The sequence below is a fragment of the Pantoea sp. PNA 03-3 genome, assembly GCF_003201175.1.
In the GTDB taxonomy this organism is placed as follows: domain Bacteria; phylum Pseudomonadota; class Gammaproteobacteria; order Enterobacterales; family Enterobacteriaceae; genus Pantoea; species Pantoea stewartii.
In genome coordinates, this window is the sequence record NZ_QICO01000002.1 from 630,385 (window position 1) to 649,906 (window position 19,522).

Annotated in this window: 16 protein-coding genes; 8 read left to right on the forward strand and 8 right to left on the reverse strand. The window is 55.2% G+C overall.

Going from position 1 to position 19,522, the window contains the following annotated elements:
- Positions 1-167 precede the first annotated feature (167 nt).
- Together yghU and C7433_RS09340 are read left to right on the forward strand one after the other, a co-directional pair.
- Positions 168-1,031 carry a glutathione-dependent disulfide-bond oxidoreductase gene (gene yghU, locus C7433_RS09335; RefSeq protein WP_006121666.1) on the forward strand — a complete coding sequence of 288 codons (864 nt, stop codon included), beginning with the start codon at positions 168-170 and terminating at the stop codon, positions 1,029-1,031.
- Positions 1,032-1,042: 11 nt separating this feature from the next.
- Entirely contained in the window at positions 1,043-1,336 is a 294-nt protein-coding gene (locus C7433_RS09340; protein ID WP_006121667.1) for a DUF1330 domain-containing protein, read from the forward strand.
- Between the two features lie 136 nt (positions 1,337-1,472).
- Here the strand turns inward: C7433_RS09340 and C7433_RS09345 are convergent, their stop codons facing one another.
- Entirely contained in the window at positions 1,473-2,909 is a 1,437-nt protein-coding gene (locus C7433_RS09345) for a methyl-accepting chemotaxis protein (RefSeq protein ID WP_033739053.1), read from the reverse strand.
- A gap of 156 nt (positions 2,910-3,065) precedes the next feature.
- Positions 3,066-3,998 carry a LysR family transcriptional regulator gene (locus tag C7433_RS09350; protein WP_054634645.1) on the reverse strand — a complete coding sequence of 311 codons (933 nt, stop codon included), beginning with the start codon at positions 3,996-3,998 and terminating at the stop codon, positions 3,066-3,068.
- 136 nt (positions 3,999-4,134) lie between these two features.
- Between C7433_RS09350 and C7433_RS09355 the strand changes: the two genes are divergently transcribed.
- Complete coding sequence (locus tag C7433_RS09355; RefSeq protein ID WP_033739048.1) at positions 4,135-5,205, forward strand: tartrate dehydrogenase; 1,071 nt, start codon at positions 4,135-4,137, stop codon at positions 5,203-5,205.
- A gap of 1 nt (position 5,206) precedes the next feature.
- Here C7433_RS09355 and C7433_RS09360 read toward each other — a convergent pair whose 3' ends face one another.
- The 4 genes from C7433_RS09360 to C7433_RS09375 form a co-directional block, all read right to left on the reverse strand.
- Positions 5,207-6,538 carry a glycoside hydrolase family 28 protein gene (locus tag C7433_RS09360; RefSeq protein ID WP_110268069.1) on the reverse strand — a complete coding sequence of 444 codons (1,332 nt, stop codon included), beginning with the start codon at positions 6,536-6,538 and terminating at the stop codon, positions 5,207-5,209.
- A gap of 36 nt (positions 6,539-6,574) precedes the next feature.
- Entirely contained in the window at positions 6,575-7,390 is an 816-nt protein-coding gene (locus tag C7433_RS09365; RefSeq protein ID WP_039339038.1) for a carbohydrate ABC transporter permease, read from the reverse strand.
- Entirely contained in the window at positions 7,390-8,262 is an 873-nt protein-coding gene (locus C7433_RS09370) for a carbohydrate ABC transporter permease (RefSeq protein WP_033739042.1), read from the reverse strand. Before C7433_RS09370 ends, C7433_RS09365 begins: the two co-directional genes overlap by 1 nt.
- A gap of 63 nt (positions 8,263-8,325) precedes the next feature.
- Complete coding sequence (locus C7433_RS09375) at positions 8,326-9,657, reverse strand: ABC transporter substrate-binding protein (protein WP_054688500.1); 1,332 nt, start codon at positions 9,655-9,657, stop codon at positions 8,326-8,328.
- A gap of 526 nt (positions 9,658-10,183) precedes the next feature.
- Between C7433_RS09375 and C7433_RS09385 the strand changes: the two genes are divergently transcribed.
- On the forward strand, positions 10,184-10,783 hold the full coding sequence (locus tag C7433_RS09385) for a GNAT family N-acetyltransferase (protein WP_110268070.1): 600 nt from the start codon (positions 10,184-10,186) through the stop codon (positions 10,781-10,783).
- A 13-nt stretch (positions 10,784-10,796) separates the two neighbouring features.
- A complete protein-coding gene (locus C7433_RS09390; protein ID WP_033739035.1) occupies positions 10,797-11,888 on the forward strand; it encodes an ABC transporter ATP-binding protein in 1,092 nt (363 codons plus the stop codon).
- A gap of 89 nt (positions 11,889-11,977) precedes the next feature.
- Here the strand turns inward: C7433_RS09390 and C7433_RS09395 are convergent, their stop codons facing one another.
- Together C7433_RS09395 and C7433_RS09400 are read right to left on the reverse strand one after the other, a co-directional pair.
- Entirely contained in the window at positions 11,978-13,096 is a 1,119-nt protein-coding gene (locus tag C7433_RS09395) for an ROK family transcriptional regulator (protein WP_033739033.1), read from the reverse strand.
- Positions 13,093-13,968 (reverse strand): BadF/BadG/BcrA/BcrD ATPase family protein, encoded by an 876-nt coding sequence (locus C7433_RS09400; RefSeq protein ID WP_039339041.1) that lies wholly within the window; start codon positions 13,966-13,968, stop codon positions 13,093-13,095. The genes C7433_RS09395 and C7433_RS09400 overlap by 4 nt, the downstream gene beginning before the upstream one ends.
- Before the next feature lie 273 nt (positions 13,969-14,241).
- Between C7433_RS09400 and C7433_RS09405 the strand changes: the two genes are divergently transcribed.
- From C7433_RS09405 to C7433_RS09420, 3 genes are all read left to right on the forward strand, one after another.
- Positions 14,242-15,402: a Gfo/Idh/MocA family protein gene (locus C7433_RS09405; protein ID WP_006121682.1), complete on the forward strand. Its 1,161-nt coding sequence runs from the start codon at positions 14,242-14,244 to the stop codon at positions 15,400-15,402.
- An 827-nt stretch (positions 15,403-16,229) separates the two neighbouring features.
- Complete coding sequence (locus C7433_RS09415; protein WP_033739027.1) at positions 16,230-16,835, forward strand: hypothetical protein; 606 nt, start codon at positions 16,230-16,232, stop codon at positions 16,833-16,835.
- A gap of 266 nt (positions 16,836-17,101) precedes the next feature.
- Entirely contained in the window at positions 17,102-19,492 is a 2,391-nt protein-coding gene (locus C7433_RS09420) for a glucose/quinate/shikimate family membrane-bound PQQ-dependent dehydrogenase (protein ID WP_039339042.1), read from the forward strand.
- The last annotated feature ends 30 nt before the right edge of the window (positions 19,493-19,522 follow it).

Here is a 19,522-nt window from a genome sequence, read left to right on the forward strand (position 1 = left end):
AGCCGTCATCAATGTGATTTAGGCAGAGAAAACAGACACAGGGCTGACGGTCAATTGCCTTAAGCATTGTAGTAAAGCGATACAAAGTCACCGCCACCAGGGTTAAACCGGCGTGCTGGCAACTGCTACACTCGTGACACTCCAAACACAAAAAGGCGAACCTCATCATGTCTGAACAACACTATCAGCCCGCTAAAGTCTGGAAGTGGGACCCGGAAGCCAAAGGTAACGGCGCCAAAACAAATCGCCCAACCGCAGGCCCAACGCATGAAAAAGCCCTGCCGGTCGGTAAACATCCTTTGCAGCTTTACTCCCTTGGTACGCCAAACGGCCAGAAAGTCACCATTCTGCTGGAGGAGCTGCTGGCGCTGAACGTAAATGATGCGGAGTACGATGCCTGGCTGATTAATATTGGCGAAGGCGACCAGTTCACCAGCGGCTTTGTTGATATCAACCCGAATTCCAAAATCCCGGCCCTGAGTGACCACTCTGCCACGCCGCCGATTCGGGTGTTTGAATCCGGTAATATCCTGCTCTATCTGGCAGAGAAATACGGTTATTTTCTGCCAAAAGACATTGCGAAGCGCACCGAGACGCTGAACTGGCTGTTCTGGCTGCAAGGCTCTGCGCCTTATCTGGGCGGCGGTTTTGGTCACTTCTATCACTACGCGCCAGAGAAAATTGAGTACGCCATTAACCGCTTCTCACTGGAAGCCAAACGTCAGTTTGACGTTCTGGATCGTCAGCTGGCCAATAACCGCTATCTGGCCGGTGATGACTACACCATAGCTGATATCGCCACCTGGCCGTGGTACGGCAGCATGGTGCTGTACAACCAGTACAACGCGGCCGAATTCCTGGATCTTCAGTCCTATAAAAATGTGGTGCGCTGGGCCAAAGAGATCGCCCAACGTCCGGCTGTGATGCGTGGTCGCAAAGTTAACCGCGTGATGGGCGATCCCGCCGACCAGTTGCGTGAACGCCATGATGCATCGGACTTTGATACCCAAACCCAAGACAAGCAGGCCTGAGGAGAAAGACAGTGAGTGCATATGTCGTATTTATTCGTGATAACACCCTGAATCAGGATGAAATGGCTGCCTACGCGGAAAAAGCGGGCAAAGCACGGGGTGACCATCCCATCAAACCGCTGGCGTTCTATGGCGAACTGGAAACGCTGGAAGGGCCTGAAGCTGAGGGCGTTGTGATTATTGAGTTCCCGACGACTGAGGCGGCGCATGCCTGGTATGACAGTCCGGAATACCAGGCGGCGAAACAGCATCGCCTGAAAGGCGCCAACTACCGTGTACTGTTAGTGAAAGGCGTGGACAGCTAACGGCCTGGGGCCGCTGTCGTCCTGCGGATCACGACGTCATCCTGACGGACCCGCAGGCCGGCGGCTGCCCACTTAGCCAGCCAACGTAACCCCTGCCCTTGTGAACCTCATCCCGGGGTGGCTCTCCTGTCTTTGATCAGCTAAAACGAAACAGCGAAATCGCCTGCTGCAACGCGCCTGCCTGCTGCCGTTGCTGCTGCGCAACCTGAAGCGTTTCGGTCACATGTTTGACGTTATGCTGCACGCTGTGATCGATACTGCTAATACTTTGCTGAATCTGCGCAATGCTCTGATTCTGCTGGACGCTCATCTCAGAGAGTTCACTCACCAGCTGTGACAGGCTGTCGATACTCACGTGAATGGCCTGCATGGTTTGCGCGGCCTGGTCAACCTGAACGGTGCCCTGACCGGCGCTGGAGCTGGAGGCATCCATTAGTTGCCGGATTTCCCGTGCCGCATTCTCACAGCGTAACGCCAGGGTACGCACCTCACTGGCAACGACTGCGAATCCGCGCCCTTCCTGACCGGCTCGTGCGGCTTCCACCGAGGCGTTCAGCGACAGGATGTTGGTCTGGAAGGCAATGCCGTCAATCAGTTCAAGAATGGTTTTTACCCGCCCCGACTCGACATTAATCTGGGCCATTGAGTGCATGGCCTGCTGAATATTCTCCTGGCCTTTACTGGCGACCTGGCGGGTTTCCCGGGCCAGATCGCAGGCCGTTTGCGCTTTGTCCCGCGCAAGACTTGCCGCCACGCTGATTTGTGACATTGCACTGGTCGCAACATCCAGCGCCTGCGCCTGCTCGTCAGTGCGCTGTGACAGCGCGGCATTACGAGACAGCATACTGTCTGATTCCTGCAGCAGTTCCGCAACGCCGTGGCTGACCTGATTTAACGTACCGCGCATCGTCCCCAGCGTCTGACTAAAGGTGCGGGCAAAGGGCGTTTCGCTCTGCTGACTGTCCGCAAACAGCGTCAGGCAACCAGGCTCGCGGTTAATGCGGGCAGCCAGTTGCGCCACTTCGCTGGAGGCGCGCAAATCCGCAGCCATCTGCCGGGCAATAAGCACCAGCATCGCGGTTTGCGCCACCACAAACAGTGAATGAAACAGCACCATCTCCAGACCTGGATGGTGAAAGACCACGATGCCAAACCGATCGTGCTCCTGCAGATAGTTGAATACCAGGTGATGCACCGCGCCCGTCGCGGCTGCCATCAGAAGCGGTCGGCTGTCGCGGTAAACCAGCAAGACCGACAGTAAAACAAACACCGAAAAGTGAAACTCGGTTTCGCCCCGGCCCAACTGAATCAGCAGCCCCGCAAACCCAATCAGCGTGAAGGCCAGCCAGAGTCGGGAAAACAGCGTTCCGTTTGCCAGCCATCCCACCAGCGTGGCGACCAGCGCCAGCGCGGTACCCACGGTTATGGCCAGCCACGTTGACTGATACAGACTGCCGACGATAGCGGAAATCACTACCAGGGCCCAGCACAGCATAACAATCAGCCTGTCGGCCTGCTTCGCAATACGCTGAGGGGAAACCCCCTCCCCGACGCGGGTTAAATCTGTATTCATAGGTACGCATCCACCAGAGGTTGCACCGCGCCTCAGACCTGAGGCGTGCCCAGAGTTGGTCGGCGCAACGGGCGCAGACACATAAGATTGGTATCGACGCGTTCCGTAAATACTTTATGGCGGGTAATGCATAACTGAGGGCGATTTTTCAAAACCTCACAGATTCGTTAACGATGCATCCATCTGCAAATTTTCCTGCAGAAAAGTCACAAACGCCGAGATGCGTGCTGGCGGCTGCCGCTGCGCCTGCCAGACGGCAAAAATATCGCCATCGGGCGCATGCCAGGCAGGCAGAACATGCAGCAATTCCCCCGCCGCAATGCTGTGTTTTGCGTCCCACCATGAGCGCAGCAAAATACCATGACCATCCAGCGCCATGCGCATCGCCACTTCCCCGTCGTTGGTCACCAGATTACCGCGCACCTTCTGGCTCAGGCTCTCAGCGCCGCTGACTAAGCGCCACAGAGCGAAGTCGCTGTCATGTTGCCTGAGTAAAATGCAGTTATGTTGCGCCAGCGCACGGATACTGTCTGGCAGGCCGTGCTTCGCCGCATAGCCTGGCGAGCAGCACAGCACACGCGGATTCTGGACCAGCTTACGGGCGATCAGCCGCGAATCCGGCGGCTCACCTACGCGAATATCAATATCCACATGCGCATCAAGAAAATTCAGCGGCTGGCTGCTGAGCTGCAGGGAGAGGGCCAGATGAGGATGGCGGGCGGCAAAAGCTGACACGCAGGGGGCAATATGGCGACGGCCAAAGCCGAAGGAGGCGTTGATGTTCAGCGTGCCGCGTAACTGCGTCGTTTCACCACTGACCGCCTCTTCCAGTGCCGCCAGTTGCTCCAGCAGCGGACGGGCACCGTCCAGATAGCGCCGCCCTTCCGGCGTCAGCTCCAGCCTGCGCGTGGTGCGGCGCAGTAACTGTACGCCCAGCCGCTGCTCCAGCTGGCTTAATCGTTTGCTGACGGCCGCCAGCGATAATCCCAGCTCGCGCGCCGCCGCCGTTAAGCTGTCCAGAGAAGCGACGCGCAGAAAGAACACTAAGTCATCACTGGATGTGCGTGATTCTCTACTTTGATTCAACATGGGATTAACTTCCAGGCTAATTATTTACCTCAGGTGGAGAGTTATACTGCGCCGATGCCCGAACATTAATCAAGCTGCATATCGACAGCCTTCACCCACTGACGGGCCCCTACAACATCAACCTCAGAGGTACCCTGTGACAGAGAAAATTCATCGTATCGCCGTGATTCCCGGCGACGGCATTGGTAAGGAAGTAATGCCAGAAGGTATTCGCGTGATGAATGCCGCAGCAGAAAAATTTAATATTCCGCTGCAGTGGACGTGGTTCGATTATGCCAGCGCGGAATACTGGCAGCAGCATGGCAAAATGCTGCCTGATGACTGGTTTGCTGAGCTGAAAACCTTTGATGCGATCTATTTTGGCGCGGTCGGCTGGCCCGATATCGTGCCGGATCACGTTTCTCTGTGGGGGTCTTTACTGCAGTTCCGTCGTGAGTTCGATCAGTACGTTAACCTGCGTCCGGTCCGCCTGATGCCCGGCGTGAAAGCGCCGTTAGCCAACCGGCATCCCGGTGATATCGACTTTTACGTCGTGCGCGAAAACACGGAAGGTGAGTACTCCAGCGTTGGCGGCACGATGTTCCCCGGCACAGAACGAGAAGTGGTCATTCAGGAAACCGTGATGACCCGGGTGGGCGTTGACCGCATCCTGAAGTTTGCCTTTGACCTGGCGCAGCGTCGGCCTAAAAAACACCTGACCTCTGCCACCAAATCAAACGGCATCGCCATCACCATGCCTTACTGGGACAACCGCGTTCAGGCAATGCAGGCGCATTATCCTGACGTTAAGGTCGACAAGTATCATATTGATATTCTGACCGCGAATTTTGTTTTGCATCCCGACTGGTTTGATGTCGTGGTGGCCAGCAATCTGTTCGGCGATATTTTGTCAGATCTGGGCCCTGCCTGTACCGGCACCATCGGCATCGCGCCGTCCGCCAATATTAACCCGGAAGGCAACTTCCCCAGCCTGTTTGAACCGGTACACGGTTCCGCGCCCGATATCGCCGGTAAAAACATCGCGAACCCGATTGGTCAGATTTGGTGTGGTGCGATGATGCTGGAGCATCTGGGCTACAAGGCGGCAGGAGATGCCGTGCTGGATGCCATCGAACGCACGCTGGCCGCAGGCGAGCACTTAACCCGCGACCTGGGCGGCAGCGCCAATACACAGCAACTGGGCGACGCTATCGCAGCGGCGCTGTAAGTTACTCTGCCAGCAGCACCACGCTGTCCGGATGCCAGCCTGGCGGCAGTGGCTCAGGCCGCTGAATCGCCAGGTGGTGCAGGTGCAAATGTTCAACGCCGCGCGCGAACAGGCCCGGCAGCCCGCCCGGATAGCGCTCCACGCCGTACGCATCGCCCGTGGCCACATCGACCCGGTACGCGTTGTCCAGCCCCATCCCGGTCGGTGAGTCCGGATTACAGGGCGGGCGAACATCGAACTGACCCTGTACGCCCTGCGCGACTGTCTGACGCAGCTGTAGCTGGCTGATGACGATGTCGCGGATCCAACCCGGCTGCGCCGCATGCAGGTTGATCGCTCCTTCTGCCACACCGCTGAGATGGCTGAACTGAACCTGTTCAACGATCCCCGGTAGCACCTGCGGATCGCGCGTGCGCACAGAAATAAACAGGGGATCGGCTTTGCCCCAGTGGCAGGCGGCAACATGGTGACAGTGAAAGGTGATGTGACTGAACAGGACGCGCCGTATCGCACCGCCGTCCCGCGAGACGATGCCAATGCCGCGGTTGGAATCAAATATGCTGCAGCCGGTCACGGTAATATCTTCGACGTCATCCCAGGTTTCCGTGCCGATTTTAATCGCGCAGCTGTCGCTGCGCAGCAGGCAGTTGCTGATCGCGATGCGCCGGGCCGGACGGCTCAGACTGCCAGGCTTAAAGGTTGTTTTAATGCAAATCGCATCGTCAGCGGCGCTGAAGTAGCTGTTGCTAATCAACACGGCCTCGCAGCTGTCGATATCCAGCGCGTCCGTGTTGGGCAGCGTCATGGCGTTATCAATGGTCAGATGGTCAATGTGTACATGGCGGCAGCTGACAAGGTGCACCGTCCACATTGGGGCCTGGAACAGGGTAAAGTCCTTGAGCGTCACCTGCTCGCAGTCCTCAAAGACGATCATGCGCGGTCTGTCTGCCCTGGGCATGCGATAGCCCTGTTCGTCGGCCTCTGCCGCAAACCAGGCTTCGGCGTCGCCTTCTATACGGCCTTTGCCACTGATCGTCAGATTGCGCTGCCCCAACGCATACAGCAGGACGTTATGCGATTTCTCAGCACTGCTCAGCGTCTTCCATTGCTGATAATCTGCCAAGTGCCGGCTGGCAATCAGCACCGCCCCGGCGGCCAGATGCAGCTCAAAATTGGAAGGCAGATTCAGGCTGCCACTGCGATAACGCCCCGGTGGCAACGTCAGCCGACCGCCGCCCGCTTCAGCAATCTGATCGATCGCGCGTTGCAGTGCCTGCGTGTCCGGCGTTTCACCGTCCGCTGCCGGATGAAAATCAGCAAGAGAAAGATCCATTTTTCGGCCTCCGTCGTGAAGTGTGACCTGGTGGGGTTATTTCACCGCGCCTTCGGTCACGCCACTGATGAATTTGCGCTGGAAGAACAGGAACACCAGAATGAGCGGCATAATGACGATCATCGCCCCTGCCATCAGTACCGGGATATCGATGGTGTTTTTATTCTGAAAAAACATCATGCCAATCGGCAGGGTACGCAGTTCGTCTTTATTCACCAGAATTAACGGGATAAGAAATTCGTTCCACGTCCAGATAAATAGCAGCAAGGCCAGCGTGGAGATCGTCGGCCAGATAGCCGGGACTAAAATGCCCCACAGGATTTTGACGCGCGACGCACCATCCATCACGGCCGCTTCAACCAGCTCTTTCGGAACCTGCTGGAAGGCGCTGGCAATCATCAGCGTCGTAAAGGGCAACGAGAGCGCAATCTGCGGCAGGATCAGGGCCAGAGTGGTATTAGTTAATCCCATCCAGTGCAGTTCGTGATACAGCGGAATGATAAAGGCTTCACTTGGTAATACCATGCCCAGCGCCAGCATCGCCGCCACCAGCTTTTTACCGGGAATTTTCAGCATGGCAAAGCCAAATCCGGCCAGAATACCCAGCAAAATACTGCACAGCACCACCGGAATCACGACCAGCACGGAGTTCATAAAGTAAACGTTAAAATGCCCCTGTTGCCAGGCGGTCACGTAATTTTTGATATTCAGTGACGCAGGCAGCGTAAACACGCCCTGAAACAGCTCTGTCTGAGTCTTAAATGAGGTCATAAACGCCATCAGAAACGGCATGATGGTCAGCAACGCCACGACCCAGATGAGCGCACGAGAAATAACCGGAGTGCTTTTCATCAGTAACGCTCCTTCAGGGCCAGATGAATCAGGTAGTTAATCCCTAGCACAATCACCATGCTGAATACGGCAACCGATGAGGCATAGCCGAAGTAGTGCAGATCAAAACCCTGCTTATACATAAAGATATTGGTGACCATCGTGGAAGTGCCCGGCCCGCCCTGGGTCATCACATAAACCAGATCAAAGGCTTTTAAGCTGGCAATCACCGTCAGGAGCAGCGCGATACGCAACTCCGGGCGCAGGCCCGGCAGCGTGATGCGCATAAACTTACGCCGCCGCGACGAGCCATCCAGATCGGCCGCTTCCAGCAGGGACGGGTCCATACGCTGCAGGCCCGCCATAAACAGCACCAGACAGAAGCCAAAGAAGTACCAGGTGGCCACCATGCCCACGGCAGGCAGTGCCCAGGTAAAATCCCCCAGCCACGACATTGCCAGCTGCGGTAAACCGACAGCACGCAGGAACTGATCGATCGGGCCAAATGCCGGGTTATAAAGCCAGCGCCAGACCACGCCCAGCACCGCCATCGGCATGATATAGGGCAGGAAGAACAGAATCCGCAGCACGCTGCGCTCGGTATTGTTGCGGGTTTCATACAAAAAGCTGCACAGCAGGAGTCCGACGCTGATCGGCAGCAGCGTATAAAACAGCATCAGGATGGCGTTGTTGCCCAGCGCAATCCAGAACACCGGATCGCTGAACATGCGCAGGTAGTTAGCGACGCCGGCGAAAACCGGCATGGATATGCCATCCCATTCGGTAAAACTGATTCCCAGTGACGCCAGCAGCGGCAATAACAGAAACAGTCCATAAACCAGCACGGCTGGAAGAAGATAGAGAAAATTGCGCCAACTGCTTTGATTCAACATAACCGTACTCGTCGTAGTGAGATCGACATTCAGGCCCGGCAGATATGCTGCCGGGCACCCGGCTTAGTGTTTCAGGGTTTTTATATAACGCTGATAGTTGTTATCGAAGTTAGTGACCATCTGGTTCGCCGTGAGTCGTCCCGCCAGCAGCAGCTGTACGTTTTGATTGAGTTCGGCGTTCATCGTCGGGGTGGCCCAGTCCACATAGTGACCCAGTCCGTCATAGGCATTGAGCGTCAGCCAGACCTGATAGGCCTCGCCTAAGAGCGGATTGTCGGCCGGGATTTTTGCGTCTTTACTGGTGCTGGCGGGCAGGAAGCCCACACTCAGCCAGCGGTTTGCCATGCTGTCTGACACCATATAGTTGATAAATTTGGCTGAGGCATCCTGCTGCGCTTTGGTTTTTGCCATGCTGGTCATCGAGAAGGCCAGGTCAGTCCCGCCGACCATCAACGGCTGCTTCACACCCTCACCCGCCGGCATCGCGGCAAAGTGAATATCTTTATTGTCTTTAAACTGGCCCAGATACCAGGTGCCGCTGACCAGAAAAGCCGACTGACCGTTCTGGAACAGCGTGGCGGCATCATCGTGGCCAATGCCCTGATAGCCAGGGAACAGGTAACCTTTATCGGCCCAGCCTTTCATCATCGTGGCGGCCTTAATCAGCTTTTCATCTTTGAACGTGCCGCCCACGTCATAAATCAGGTCATCCAGCGCTTTACGATCGTGACTTTCAATCTGCGCTTCCCACAAGGTGCTGAGCAGTTGCTGACCCATATTGCCGTCCAGCAGACCTAACATCATTGGCGGCGTGCCCTGCTGCTTCAGTTTTGCCATGGCGGCTTCCAGCTCGCTCAGGGTTTTCGGCACCGCAATACCGGCTTTATCCAGTAGCGCTTTGTTGTAATACAGGCCGACCATTTCACCGAGGCTGGCAACACCGTACAGCTTACCGCTGCCAAACTGACCACTGTCAGACCAGCGGTTACGCTTCAGAATGGAGTCCGGGAAGCGTTTGGTCCAGCCGTACTCGGCCGCATAGCTGTCCAGCGGCAGCAGCAGTTTGTCTTTTACCAGCGATCCCATATCGCCGCCGCCCTGGTTCACCTGTGCGATCTGCGGCCCTTCGCCTGCGGTTAACGCCAGCTTCAGGGGAATTCGGGTATCTTCGAAAGAGTGCACGGAGCGATTAATGACGATGCCGGGGTTTTGTTGAGTGAATTCTTTAATGCCTTCATCGACTGCCGCCGTTTGCTGAGGATACGTATAGATATCCCACTCATTCAGCGTGACTTTGCTGTCGGCATGCGCAACGCTGCCCATCAGCAAGCCCGCCGCCAGGAGGCTACGAACCGACGTGCGAAAACGGAACGAACGAACTGAGGAATCAGACATCATGCTCACTTTCTCCAATAGAGGACGGGCATCCTTTCTTCACACGGTCTGCACTCCCGCAGACTGAAGCCGCATAACTCACCTTCTCATCCATAGTTACTTTAATAAAAAAATAAAGTCAAACACCGGGCCGGCGGAATTGCCAGGTTGTGAGCCTGCGCAAAAAATCAACCTGGCAGACCGCTTATCCGAATAAGCGCGGGGTGATAAAAAGAAATGTAGCGTAATATTCATGCTGATCTTTTCCGCAGCAGCACAATAATCCACCGCCAAAATGACGTAATAACCTGCTGATAAAAAATATGAAAATCCTATGACGCTCACATTTTTAACTTTTAATTTAAACGGGTAATCCGCGCAGGCCTTGCGGTAGCACGCCACAAGGGCGCACGGAGACTGGTCTGGTCAGGCAGAGCGCGGGCATAACGGGAAGCCCACTGACAGCACGGTAATTATTCCATCTTGAAAACTAAGTCAGCTTTCATTAACGTGAGATTGTTCAATGACTGACCTGTGAGAAATGACGATGGTGAATCAAGGTGTCATTCGTCCGGCGACCGAGTCGGATTATCCCGCGCTCTACCGTATTTGTCTGGAAACGGCCAATGCTGGAAAAGATGCCAGTCACTGCTATTCCGACCCTGAGTATCCCGGGCAGCGCTTTGCCGTGCCCTATGCACGCTTTGCCCCGGATTTTGCCTTTGTGCTGGAGGTTGAGGGTGAGGTGATGGGATATGTCGTTGCCACACCGGATACCGTCGCCTTTGAAGTGCAGCTTGCACGCGACTGGTGGCCCCGGCTGCAGGAGAAATACCGCGATCGCACACCTGTCGCCCCTTACGACAGCAAGATTCTTGACAGTATCCGTCAGCCTGAGCCTGCCGCACAGGCGCTGGTGACGCAGTGGCCTGCCCATCTGCATATCAATCTTCTGCCGCCCGTTCAGGCGGGCGGCTGGGGACGCAGGATGATCGAACATGAACTGGCAGCCCTGCGCAACGCGGGTGTGCGCGGTGTCCATCTGGGCGTCAGCCTGCAAAATGAGCAGGTTTGCGCGTTTTATCAACGCCTGGGATTCAGCCATATCCTGCGCAGCAACGCCATCTATATGGGCCAGTTACTTTGATCAGGGGAAGCTTATGACCAGCCTGCGCTTACAGAACGTTAAGAAGTCCTATGACAACATCGGGGTGATTCACGGGGTCGATCTCACCATAAACAGCGGCGAGTTTGTTGTGTTTGTCGGGCCTTCCGGCTGTGGCAAATCCACCCTGCTACGCATGATCGCCGGACTGGAAGAGATTACGGACGGAAAGCTGCTCATCGACGACAAAGACATGACCCGCCAGCCTGCCACCGAACGCGGCATTGCCATGGTCTTTCAGTCTTACGCGCTCTATCCCAATATGACCGTGCGCGGCAATCTGGCGTATCCGTTAGAGGTCATGAAGAAATCAAAAGCGGAGATTGCCCAGGCCATTGAACAGACCGCCGCGCGCTTACACCTGACAGAACTGTTAGACCGCCTGCCGCGCGCACTGTCCGGTGGTCAGCGCCAGCGCGTCGCCATTGGCCGGGCCATCATTCGTCATCCCCGCATTTTCCTGTTTGATGAGCCGCTGTCCAACCTGGATGCCGAACTGCGTCTGCAGATGCGCATTGAAATCGCCCGTCTGCATGCCTCACTGGGCAATACCATGATCTATGTTACTCACGATCAGTCTGAGGCGATGACGCTGGCCGATCGCATCGTCGTGCTGCGTAAAGGCAAGATTGAGCAGGTGGGCGCGCCGCTGAGCCTGTACAGCGATCCCGACAACCTGTTTGTGGCCGGATTTATTGGCTCACCGAAGATGAATTTCCTGCGGGCTGAGATTACGGCGACGCGTCAGGGCGAAGTGCAGTTAACCGTCCCTGATCTCGCCATCACGCAGCTGGTACTGAAGATTGAGGCGCCCTGCCATGAAGGTCAGCGCGTAACGCTGGGCATTCGCCCTGAACATATTCAGCCCGCTGCCGCCACACCATCTGCACAGCAATTTAGCGGAACGCTGTCCTTTGCCGAAATGCTGGGCCATACCAGCTACCTTTATCTGGATGTGGGCATTGAACAGATGCTGGTGGTAGAAGAACGTGAGGCTCAGCCACGTGAGTTGGGGACGGCGGTCAGGCTGGGACTGTCAACCGATCACTGCCTGCTGTTTGATGAGCAGGGGCAGCGTCTGCGCTAAACCGGATGGCGCCCCGGCGCCGTCAGATGACTTTTCCAGCTTCACCAGTGCAGGCCGCATCATCATACCAGCGGCCTGCGCGCCCCTCGTCAGGTCACCGGTTCTTCGTCTGCCTGTGCAGCCAGCAGGTCGAGCAGCATGTTCACGGCGAAACCCGCCGCGCCCAGGGCCCACATCCGGTTGGATTCAGTGAGAAACTGCAGCGGTGTCATATGAGGCGTAAGCTTCAGACGATAGGCCTGAAAGCTTTGGGTGATATGGTCTAAAAGAATACGCGAGGCCATATGCGGCTCCATAGCCAGATAAACGATATCCGGATCGTAGGCGACCGACAGGTTTGCCAGTGAAATTCCCAGCTCACGACCGGCCTCTTCCAGCGCCGCCAGCACATCGGCCGTCGGACGCTGATCAAGCGCCTGCAGCGTTAACGGACCGCCCTCCTCATCCTGCGCCACACGTTGCAGAATGGCGCGGGACGAGGCCACATCCTCCAGCAGGCGCATCGAGCCATCACCGACCAGGCCATTGCCAATTTCGCCCGCTTTGCCGTGCCGTCCACGGTACAGTCGCCGGTTGAGAATGATGCCCGCACCGATGCCTTTGCCGTACGTGGCGATAACGGCAGACTGTGCATGACCCAGTTGCCCAAAGACCATCGTTGCCATCGCCATCGCGTTGGCATCGTTTTCGATAAAGACCGGCAGAGAAAAGCGCGTTTCCAGTAGCTGCGCAATGGGGACATTTTCCCAGTCGAGAACTTTAGACCGGATGCAGTAGCCGTTTTCGGCATCGACTAAACCGGACAGGGCCAGGCCAATCGCACCGACGTGTTTTTCTTCAACACCGCGTAAAAACCTGGCCAGTGCGTCGCCTAACTGACGCGGCGTGATCGCGCCCGCAGGCATCTGCTGTTCCCCCAGCAAATTGCCGCTGAGATCCGTCATGACGATCAGGTTACGTTCGGCATTAAGCTGGATTCCGATGACGCTGGCGCGATCGGGATTCAACCCCAGCAGCGTTTTAGGCCGCCCCATTGAGACCCGCCGCAGGCCAAGCTCCTGCACAATGCCCTGGGCGAGCAGGCGGTTGGTCGCCTGAGAAACGGTCGACATACTGAGTCCACTGCGAACCTTCAGGTCAGACTGACTGATGGGCGCATGTTCCACAATCAGTCGCAGAATGCGCGCGGTGACGTTGGGAGCGATCATAAAGTCCTCAGATTTGATCGTGCCATCATTAATGCGCCGTCCAGCGCATCGTATTGCGCAGCGACCAGGCGAGCCTGCACATCGCTTGCCAGCCAGGGCAAAATCGGGGTTGCCAGCCCGCCCATTAACGCAACCTGCCCCTGACTGATGGCGGAAAGACGATTCACCATCAAACCAATATCGTGAGCGGTTTGCCGCAGTAAGACGGTCGCATGAGGATCGTCTGCATGTGCCGCGGCGAAAACCTCGGGCACCACGCGCGCCCAGTCGGCCGGCATGGCATCGCGCGTCCACAGCAGCATGGATTCCGGGCTGTGATCAAAACGCGCCATCAGGCTGTGCGTCAATGCGGTACGTTCAACAATGGCTTCATGCGCCAGCAGCGCCAGTCGCAGTGCCCGTCGACCAAGCTCAGCGCCCGATCCCTGGTCGGAAAGCGCAAATCCCCAGCCGCCCAGCAGCGTAAAGCGTTCGCCATCCCATGCCGCGCCCTGGCTCCCGGTGCCGGTAATAAAGACCGCGCCCGGTGCCGCCGCATGCGCACCGGCGCAGGCGATTTCCACATCACTGACGACCTGCAGGGCCGCGCAGTCGGGCTGCCATTGTGCCAGACGTGCCTGAACGGAGGCCACATTGGCCCCCGCTAAACCGGCTACCAGCGACGTGTGAGACAGCGCCTCGGGGGCCAGACCGGCCTGAGACAGCACCGCCGCGATTAACTGTTCAACGCTGTTCAGTGCGGCATCGAACTGGGACCAGACGTTAGCGGGACCGCCCACAGCCTGGGCCAGGAGCGTGCCCTCGCTGTCGGTTAACCGTGCGCGACACTGGGTGCCGCCGCCATCAATACCAAGGAGATAGTGTGATTGCACGCGCTTCCTCCCGCCTTAACTCATCTCGATTCTGTAATCTGCGAACGATAGGTGAAAAAAACTTAAATCGCAATAACAAATAAATATAGGGAAAAAACAATAACTATTTTTTATTTAAAATCAGTTAAATAACAAAAAATACGTACGCAAATCACACAACCCGTTATTGACATTACTTTTTCCATCGTAATAAGTTGGTGGGCAGCATCTCAACCATAACGTCCGGTCAGCGGCGTGATTACCGTTGTCAGAACTCAGGATCAGGGGTTTCCCATGAAAGTAGGCATTATTGGTCTCGGCTTTCGTCTTTCTCACGTGGTTAAAGAGTTTCACAAAGCCGATCCCGCATTTTCGCTGGTAGGCTATTGCGATCCCGCACCTGCCGGGCTGCCGAATCTGCACAGTTTTGGTATCGATCCCGGCAAGGCGTTTGACTCCATTGACGCGCTGCTGCAGCACGGCGGCTTTGATTTGTTGCTGGTGGGCTCGCCAAACTTTATGCATCTTGAGCATGTCACGCAGGCGCTGGCAGCAGGTTATACCGTATTTACGGAAAAGCCTGTCGTGATCAATGAAGAACAGACGATGGCGATGGCAAGACTGGTGCGCCAGTACGGTGAGGACCGAATCCTGGTTGGGCTGGTGCTGCGTTACTCACCGCTGTACCACGATCTGTTGGCCGCACGGGACGATCGTCGACTGGGTGAAATTACCTCAATTGAAGCCACTGAGCATATCAAGCCTTACCATGGCGCGTTCTTTCAGCGCGACTGGCGCAGGCTGGAAAAATATGCCGGCCCCTATATTCTGGAAAAATGCTGTCACGACATCGATCTCTATCAGGGATTAATGCAGGAACGTCCTGTGCGGGTTGCCAGCTTTGGTGGACGCAAATCCTTTACACCGCAACATGCGCCGCAGGGCGCAGTGAATGCGCAGTCTGAGATTTACCATACTAAACCGAGTGGCTGGGCGAGTACCGACGCGGTCTTTGACAGCGATGCGGACATCGTCGATTACCAGACGGCCCTGATTGAATATGCCAGTGGCGCGACGCTCGCCTTTCACGCCAACCTGAATGTCCCGGACGAGTTCCGTCGCTTCTGCGTGATCGGGACTGACGGCATGGCCGAGGGCGATTTTGTCCGTAACTATTTTCGCGTGCACAACGCACGTACCGGCGAAAAAGAGGTTGAAACCATCTATAACGGTAATGCCTACGATGGCCACTACGGGGCCGATGCCTTGATGGCTGAAGAGATCGTGAAACATATTAAGCAGGGCACGCCGCTAAAAGTTTCTGTGATCGATGCACTGGAAGCGGGCCTGACGGCCATTAAGATTGACGAAGCGCGCAAAACCCGCAGCGTCATCGATCTGACCGAAAGCTGGAAAAATTTTGACGCCAACCTGGGAAAAACGGGAACGCCTTAGTTCCCTCCTGATCTTTTCTCCCCCGAGAGCATCAGGTTGATCGCTAGCATCACTGACTGGTACCTCACTCAAACCGGCCCTCTGGGCCGGTTTTTTTTTAGGGCAAAGGGAAACGTACCGTTTCTTACCAGCCTGCCCGCCGATACGAAAGGTTGCTGACAGCCTGCGCGTGAACGACGCTCCGCACCTGCGACGCCTTCATCAGGTTCACGCTGAGGCGCGCCAGTGTGGCTGCCTGCTTACAGGAGCCACATTCAGAGTGGCTCCTGTAAGCAGGCCATTCGGCGCTGCACGCGCCTTGCGGCGTCAGGGACCAGTCAGCCACAGCCCGGTTTCTTCGGGCGTTGAGGACAATGCCTGTACCCGCCCTGTCCGGCGTGCCATACCGTTTCGTACGCCCCTCAATTCGTCCCGCTATTTAGCAATCTGGTCGCGTTTTCTGTCACGATTATCACAATCATAATTACGTGCGAACGATAAAAAAAACCGATAACTCTGCTGCTAACTTTAGCCAGGAGAAAATAAAGCCATAACCGAAGCGGTAAGTCAGGCAAAAACACGACAGTTTATTCTGTGAATCTTAACTGCGGACTTTCCCGATTTCGTAAAGTTATCGCGTGTTGCTAAATTAACATGCGTGCAGTAATCACGTCTGGAAAAACCATTCAACGTTATAATTAGATGTCATATAAAGTTAAATGAATGCCTAATAAGAAGAGTGAGATAATGTGTTTGCCAACAGAATAGCGTATATTCATTGCCGTACTTCACTTTGTTAATGAAAAAATATAACGCACAGCAAACATAAAAAACGTTTCGAAGAGATAATGAAAAATAGCTTATATAACCCTTATATTACTGAGCCTATTCATCACGTCACGAGCCAGGTGGCCGGTATTTGCTATCATCTTCCCAATGCGGACTTTGCACGTCCTGAGAAAATGATACTTAATGACGACAACATTATTTCATTACACAATCACCTTGCAACTGAAGCAGCATTAATGATTATTCCGCTGTGCGATCGCCAGTTAAAGGAATGGATGAATCAGCCTGCGCGTTATTTACCTTTGCAGGATTCACGGGTGCGTATTGGTATTAATTATCACAGTCTTTTGCTTTACCGGGAAAGATTACTGGAATTAATTAACACCTATGCTTTCTGGCTTTTTGATTTCGCACCGCCTGGCGCAGAGTGGCATTTAGTCGAATCTTTTCCCTTTTCTGCAATTGTCCTGAGTGAAACCTTCTTTAATGACAACTATCGGAAATTTAGTTTTCCTTTCTTAATTGAATCGTTAAGGGAAAAAGGCGCCGAGATATTCGTCCGCGGTTATGATCCAACGTTAAGCGCAGAACAACTCGCAGCCGTGAACATCAGCGGCTGGCAATTACAGCGTTTATCGGGCGATCTCATTCCTTTTACGCTTTAACCTTTCCTGCGTTCGATTAGTAATGGATCATATCGAGATGAACCATTAACCCCTTCTAAAGTGTTGCCTTAGGTGCGTTGTTAAGAGTTTTAAGCCAAAAAAATCAAAACTCATACCAATTTTGCTATAACATTTAACACATCTGGATCATCGAGCTTAACGGAAGAGCCTAATTAAGAATGCCTTTAACTTTTGTACTTTATGACTGAAAACAATCTATCTGATTGTTTTCTTGTGTTTTATGGCAACGAAACGAGGTCAACATTATGGGGAAAAACTCCTCATCCTTTAGCGTGGTCCGTTTTTTAACGGTGCTGTTCGCCGTGCTAACGGGTGCGTTCATGTTAATTGGTGGTATCTGGTTAGCCACGATTGGTGGTTCCTGGTACTACATCATTGGTGGTGCAGCTATGCTGCTTACCGCTTTTCTGCTCTGGCGTCGAAACAGTGCTGCGCTGCTGGTCTATGCATTACTGCTGCTGGCGACCCTGGCATGGGGCGTTTGGGAAGTCGGTACTGACTTCTGGGCGCTGGCACCTCGCACCGATGTCCTGGTCATTTTTGGCGTCTGGCTGGTGTTGCCTTTTGTTTACCGGGTCTTTTATCGTCCAGGCAAAGGCCCATTGAGTGCGATGGCGGTTGCCCTGGTGGCCAGTGCAGTCGTATTAGCCTATGCCGTCTTTAACGATCCGCAGGTTGTTAACGGCGCCGTGCCTGCCACAGCAGATACGGCGACGCAGGCTCAGCCGTTGAGCAATGTTGCCGATGCTGACTGGCCAGCTTATGCACGCGATCAGCAAGGTACACGCTATTCACCGCTGAAGCAGATCAATCACGATAACGTGAAAGAGCTGCAGGTTGCCTGGCAGTTCCAGACCGGCGATATGAAAAAGCCGAGCGATCCCGGTGAAATCACCGATGAAGTGACGCCGATTAAAATCCGCGACACGCTGTATCTCTGCTCACCTCACCAGATTTTGTTCGCCCTGGATGCGGCAACGGGTAAGCAGAAATGGAAATTTGATCCCGGTTTGAAAACTGACCCAACCTTCCAGCATGTTACCTGCCGTGGTGTGTCCTACCACGAGTTCCCGGCAGCTAAAGATGCCGCGAATACGCAGCCTGCGCTGTGCTCGCGTCGTATCTACCTGCCTGTGAACGATGGTCGCCTGTTTGCACTGGATGCGGAAACCGGTGAACGTTGCCCGGCCTTTGGTAATAACGGTGAGCTGGATCTTCAGCACAAACAGCCGGTCACTACGCCTGGCATGTATGAGCCGACCTCTCCGCCAGTGATTACCGACACCACCATCGTGATGGCGGGTGCGGTGACCGATAACTTCTCAACCCGTGAGCCATCCGGCGTTATCCGTGGTTTTGACGTTAATACCGGCAAACTGCTGTGGGTATTTGATCCGGGTGCGAAAGATCCTAACGCGATACCGGCGGATGAACACACGTTCACCATGAACTCGCCGAACTCCTGGGCACCTGCGGTCTACGATCCGAAACTGGATATCGTTTATCTGCCTATGGGCGTGACAACGCCTGATATCTGGGGCGGTAACCGCACCCCAGAGCAGGAGCGTTATGCGAGCAGCGTCCTGGCCCTGAATGCCACCACCGGTAAGCTGGTGTGGTCTTATCAGACCGTGCATCACGATCTGTGGGACATGGATCTGCCGTCGCAGCCGACGCTGGCCGATATTACCGATAAAGACGGTAACACCGTGCCGGTGATTTATGCGCCAGCGAAAACCGGGAACATTTTCGTCCTGGACCGCCGTACCGGTAAAACCGTTGTACCGGCCCCCGAAACCCCGGTTCCGCAGGGTGCCGCAAAAGGCGACCACGTCTCTCCGACTCAGCCTTACTCTGAACTGACCTTCCGTCCAAAACAGAATCTGACGGACAAGGACATGTGGGGCGCCACGATGTACGACCAACTGGTGTGCCGCGTGATCTTCAAACGCCTGCGCTATGAAGGTCCGTTCACCCCGCCTTCTGAGCAAGGTACGCTGGTGTTCCCGGGTAACCTGGGCATGTTTGAGTGGGGCGGGATTTCGGTCGATCCGCATCGTCAGATTGCGATTGCCAACCCAATGGCACTGCCGTTTGTGTCCAAGCTGATTCCGCGCGGACCGGGTAACCCGGAAGAGCCACCAGCCGGCGCAACAGGCGGTTCGGGTACCGAAACCGGTATTCAGCCGCAGTACGGCGTGCCGTATGGCGTGGAACTGAATCCGTTCCTGTCACCGTTTGGTCTGCCCTGTAAACAGCCTGCATGGGGTTATGTATCGGCGGTTGACCTGAAAACCAACAAGGTCGTCTGGAAGCAACGTATTGGTACCGTTCGTGACAGTGCGCCAGTGCCGCTGCCATTCAAAATGGGTATGCCAATGCTGGGTGGCCCGGTCGCCACAGCCGGTAAAGTGTTCTTTATTGGCGCAACGGCCGATAACTACCTGCGTGCTTACAGCACCGATACCGGTGAGCTGCTGTGGCAGGCGCGTCTGCCCGCAGGCGGTCAGGCGACACCAATGACTTATGAAGTTAACGGTAAGCAGTACGTCGTGATTGCTGCCGGTGGTCATGGTTCATTTGGTACCAAACTGGGCGATTATGTCATTGCCTATGCACTGCCGGACCAGAAATAACCTGAACCTGTAAAAACAAGGCGGACTCCG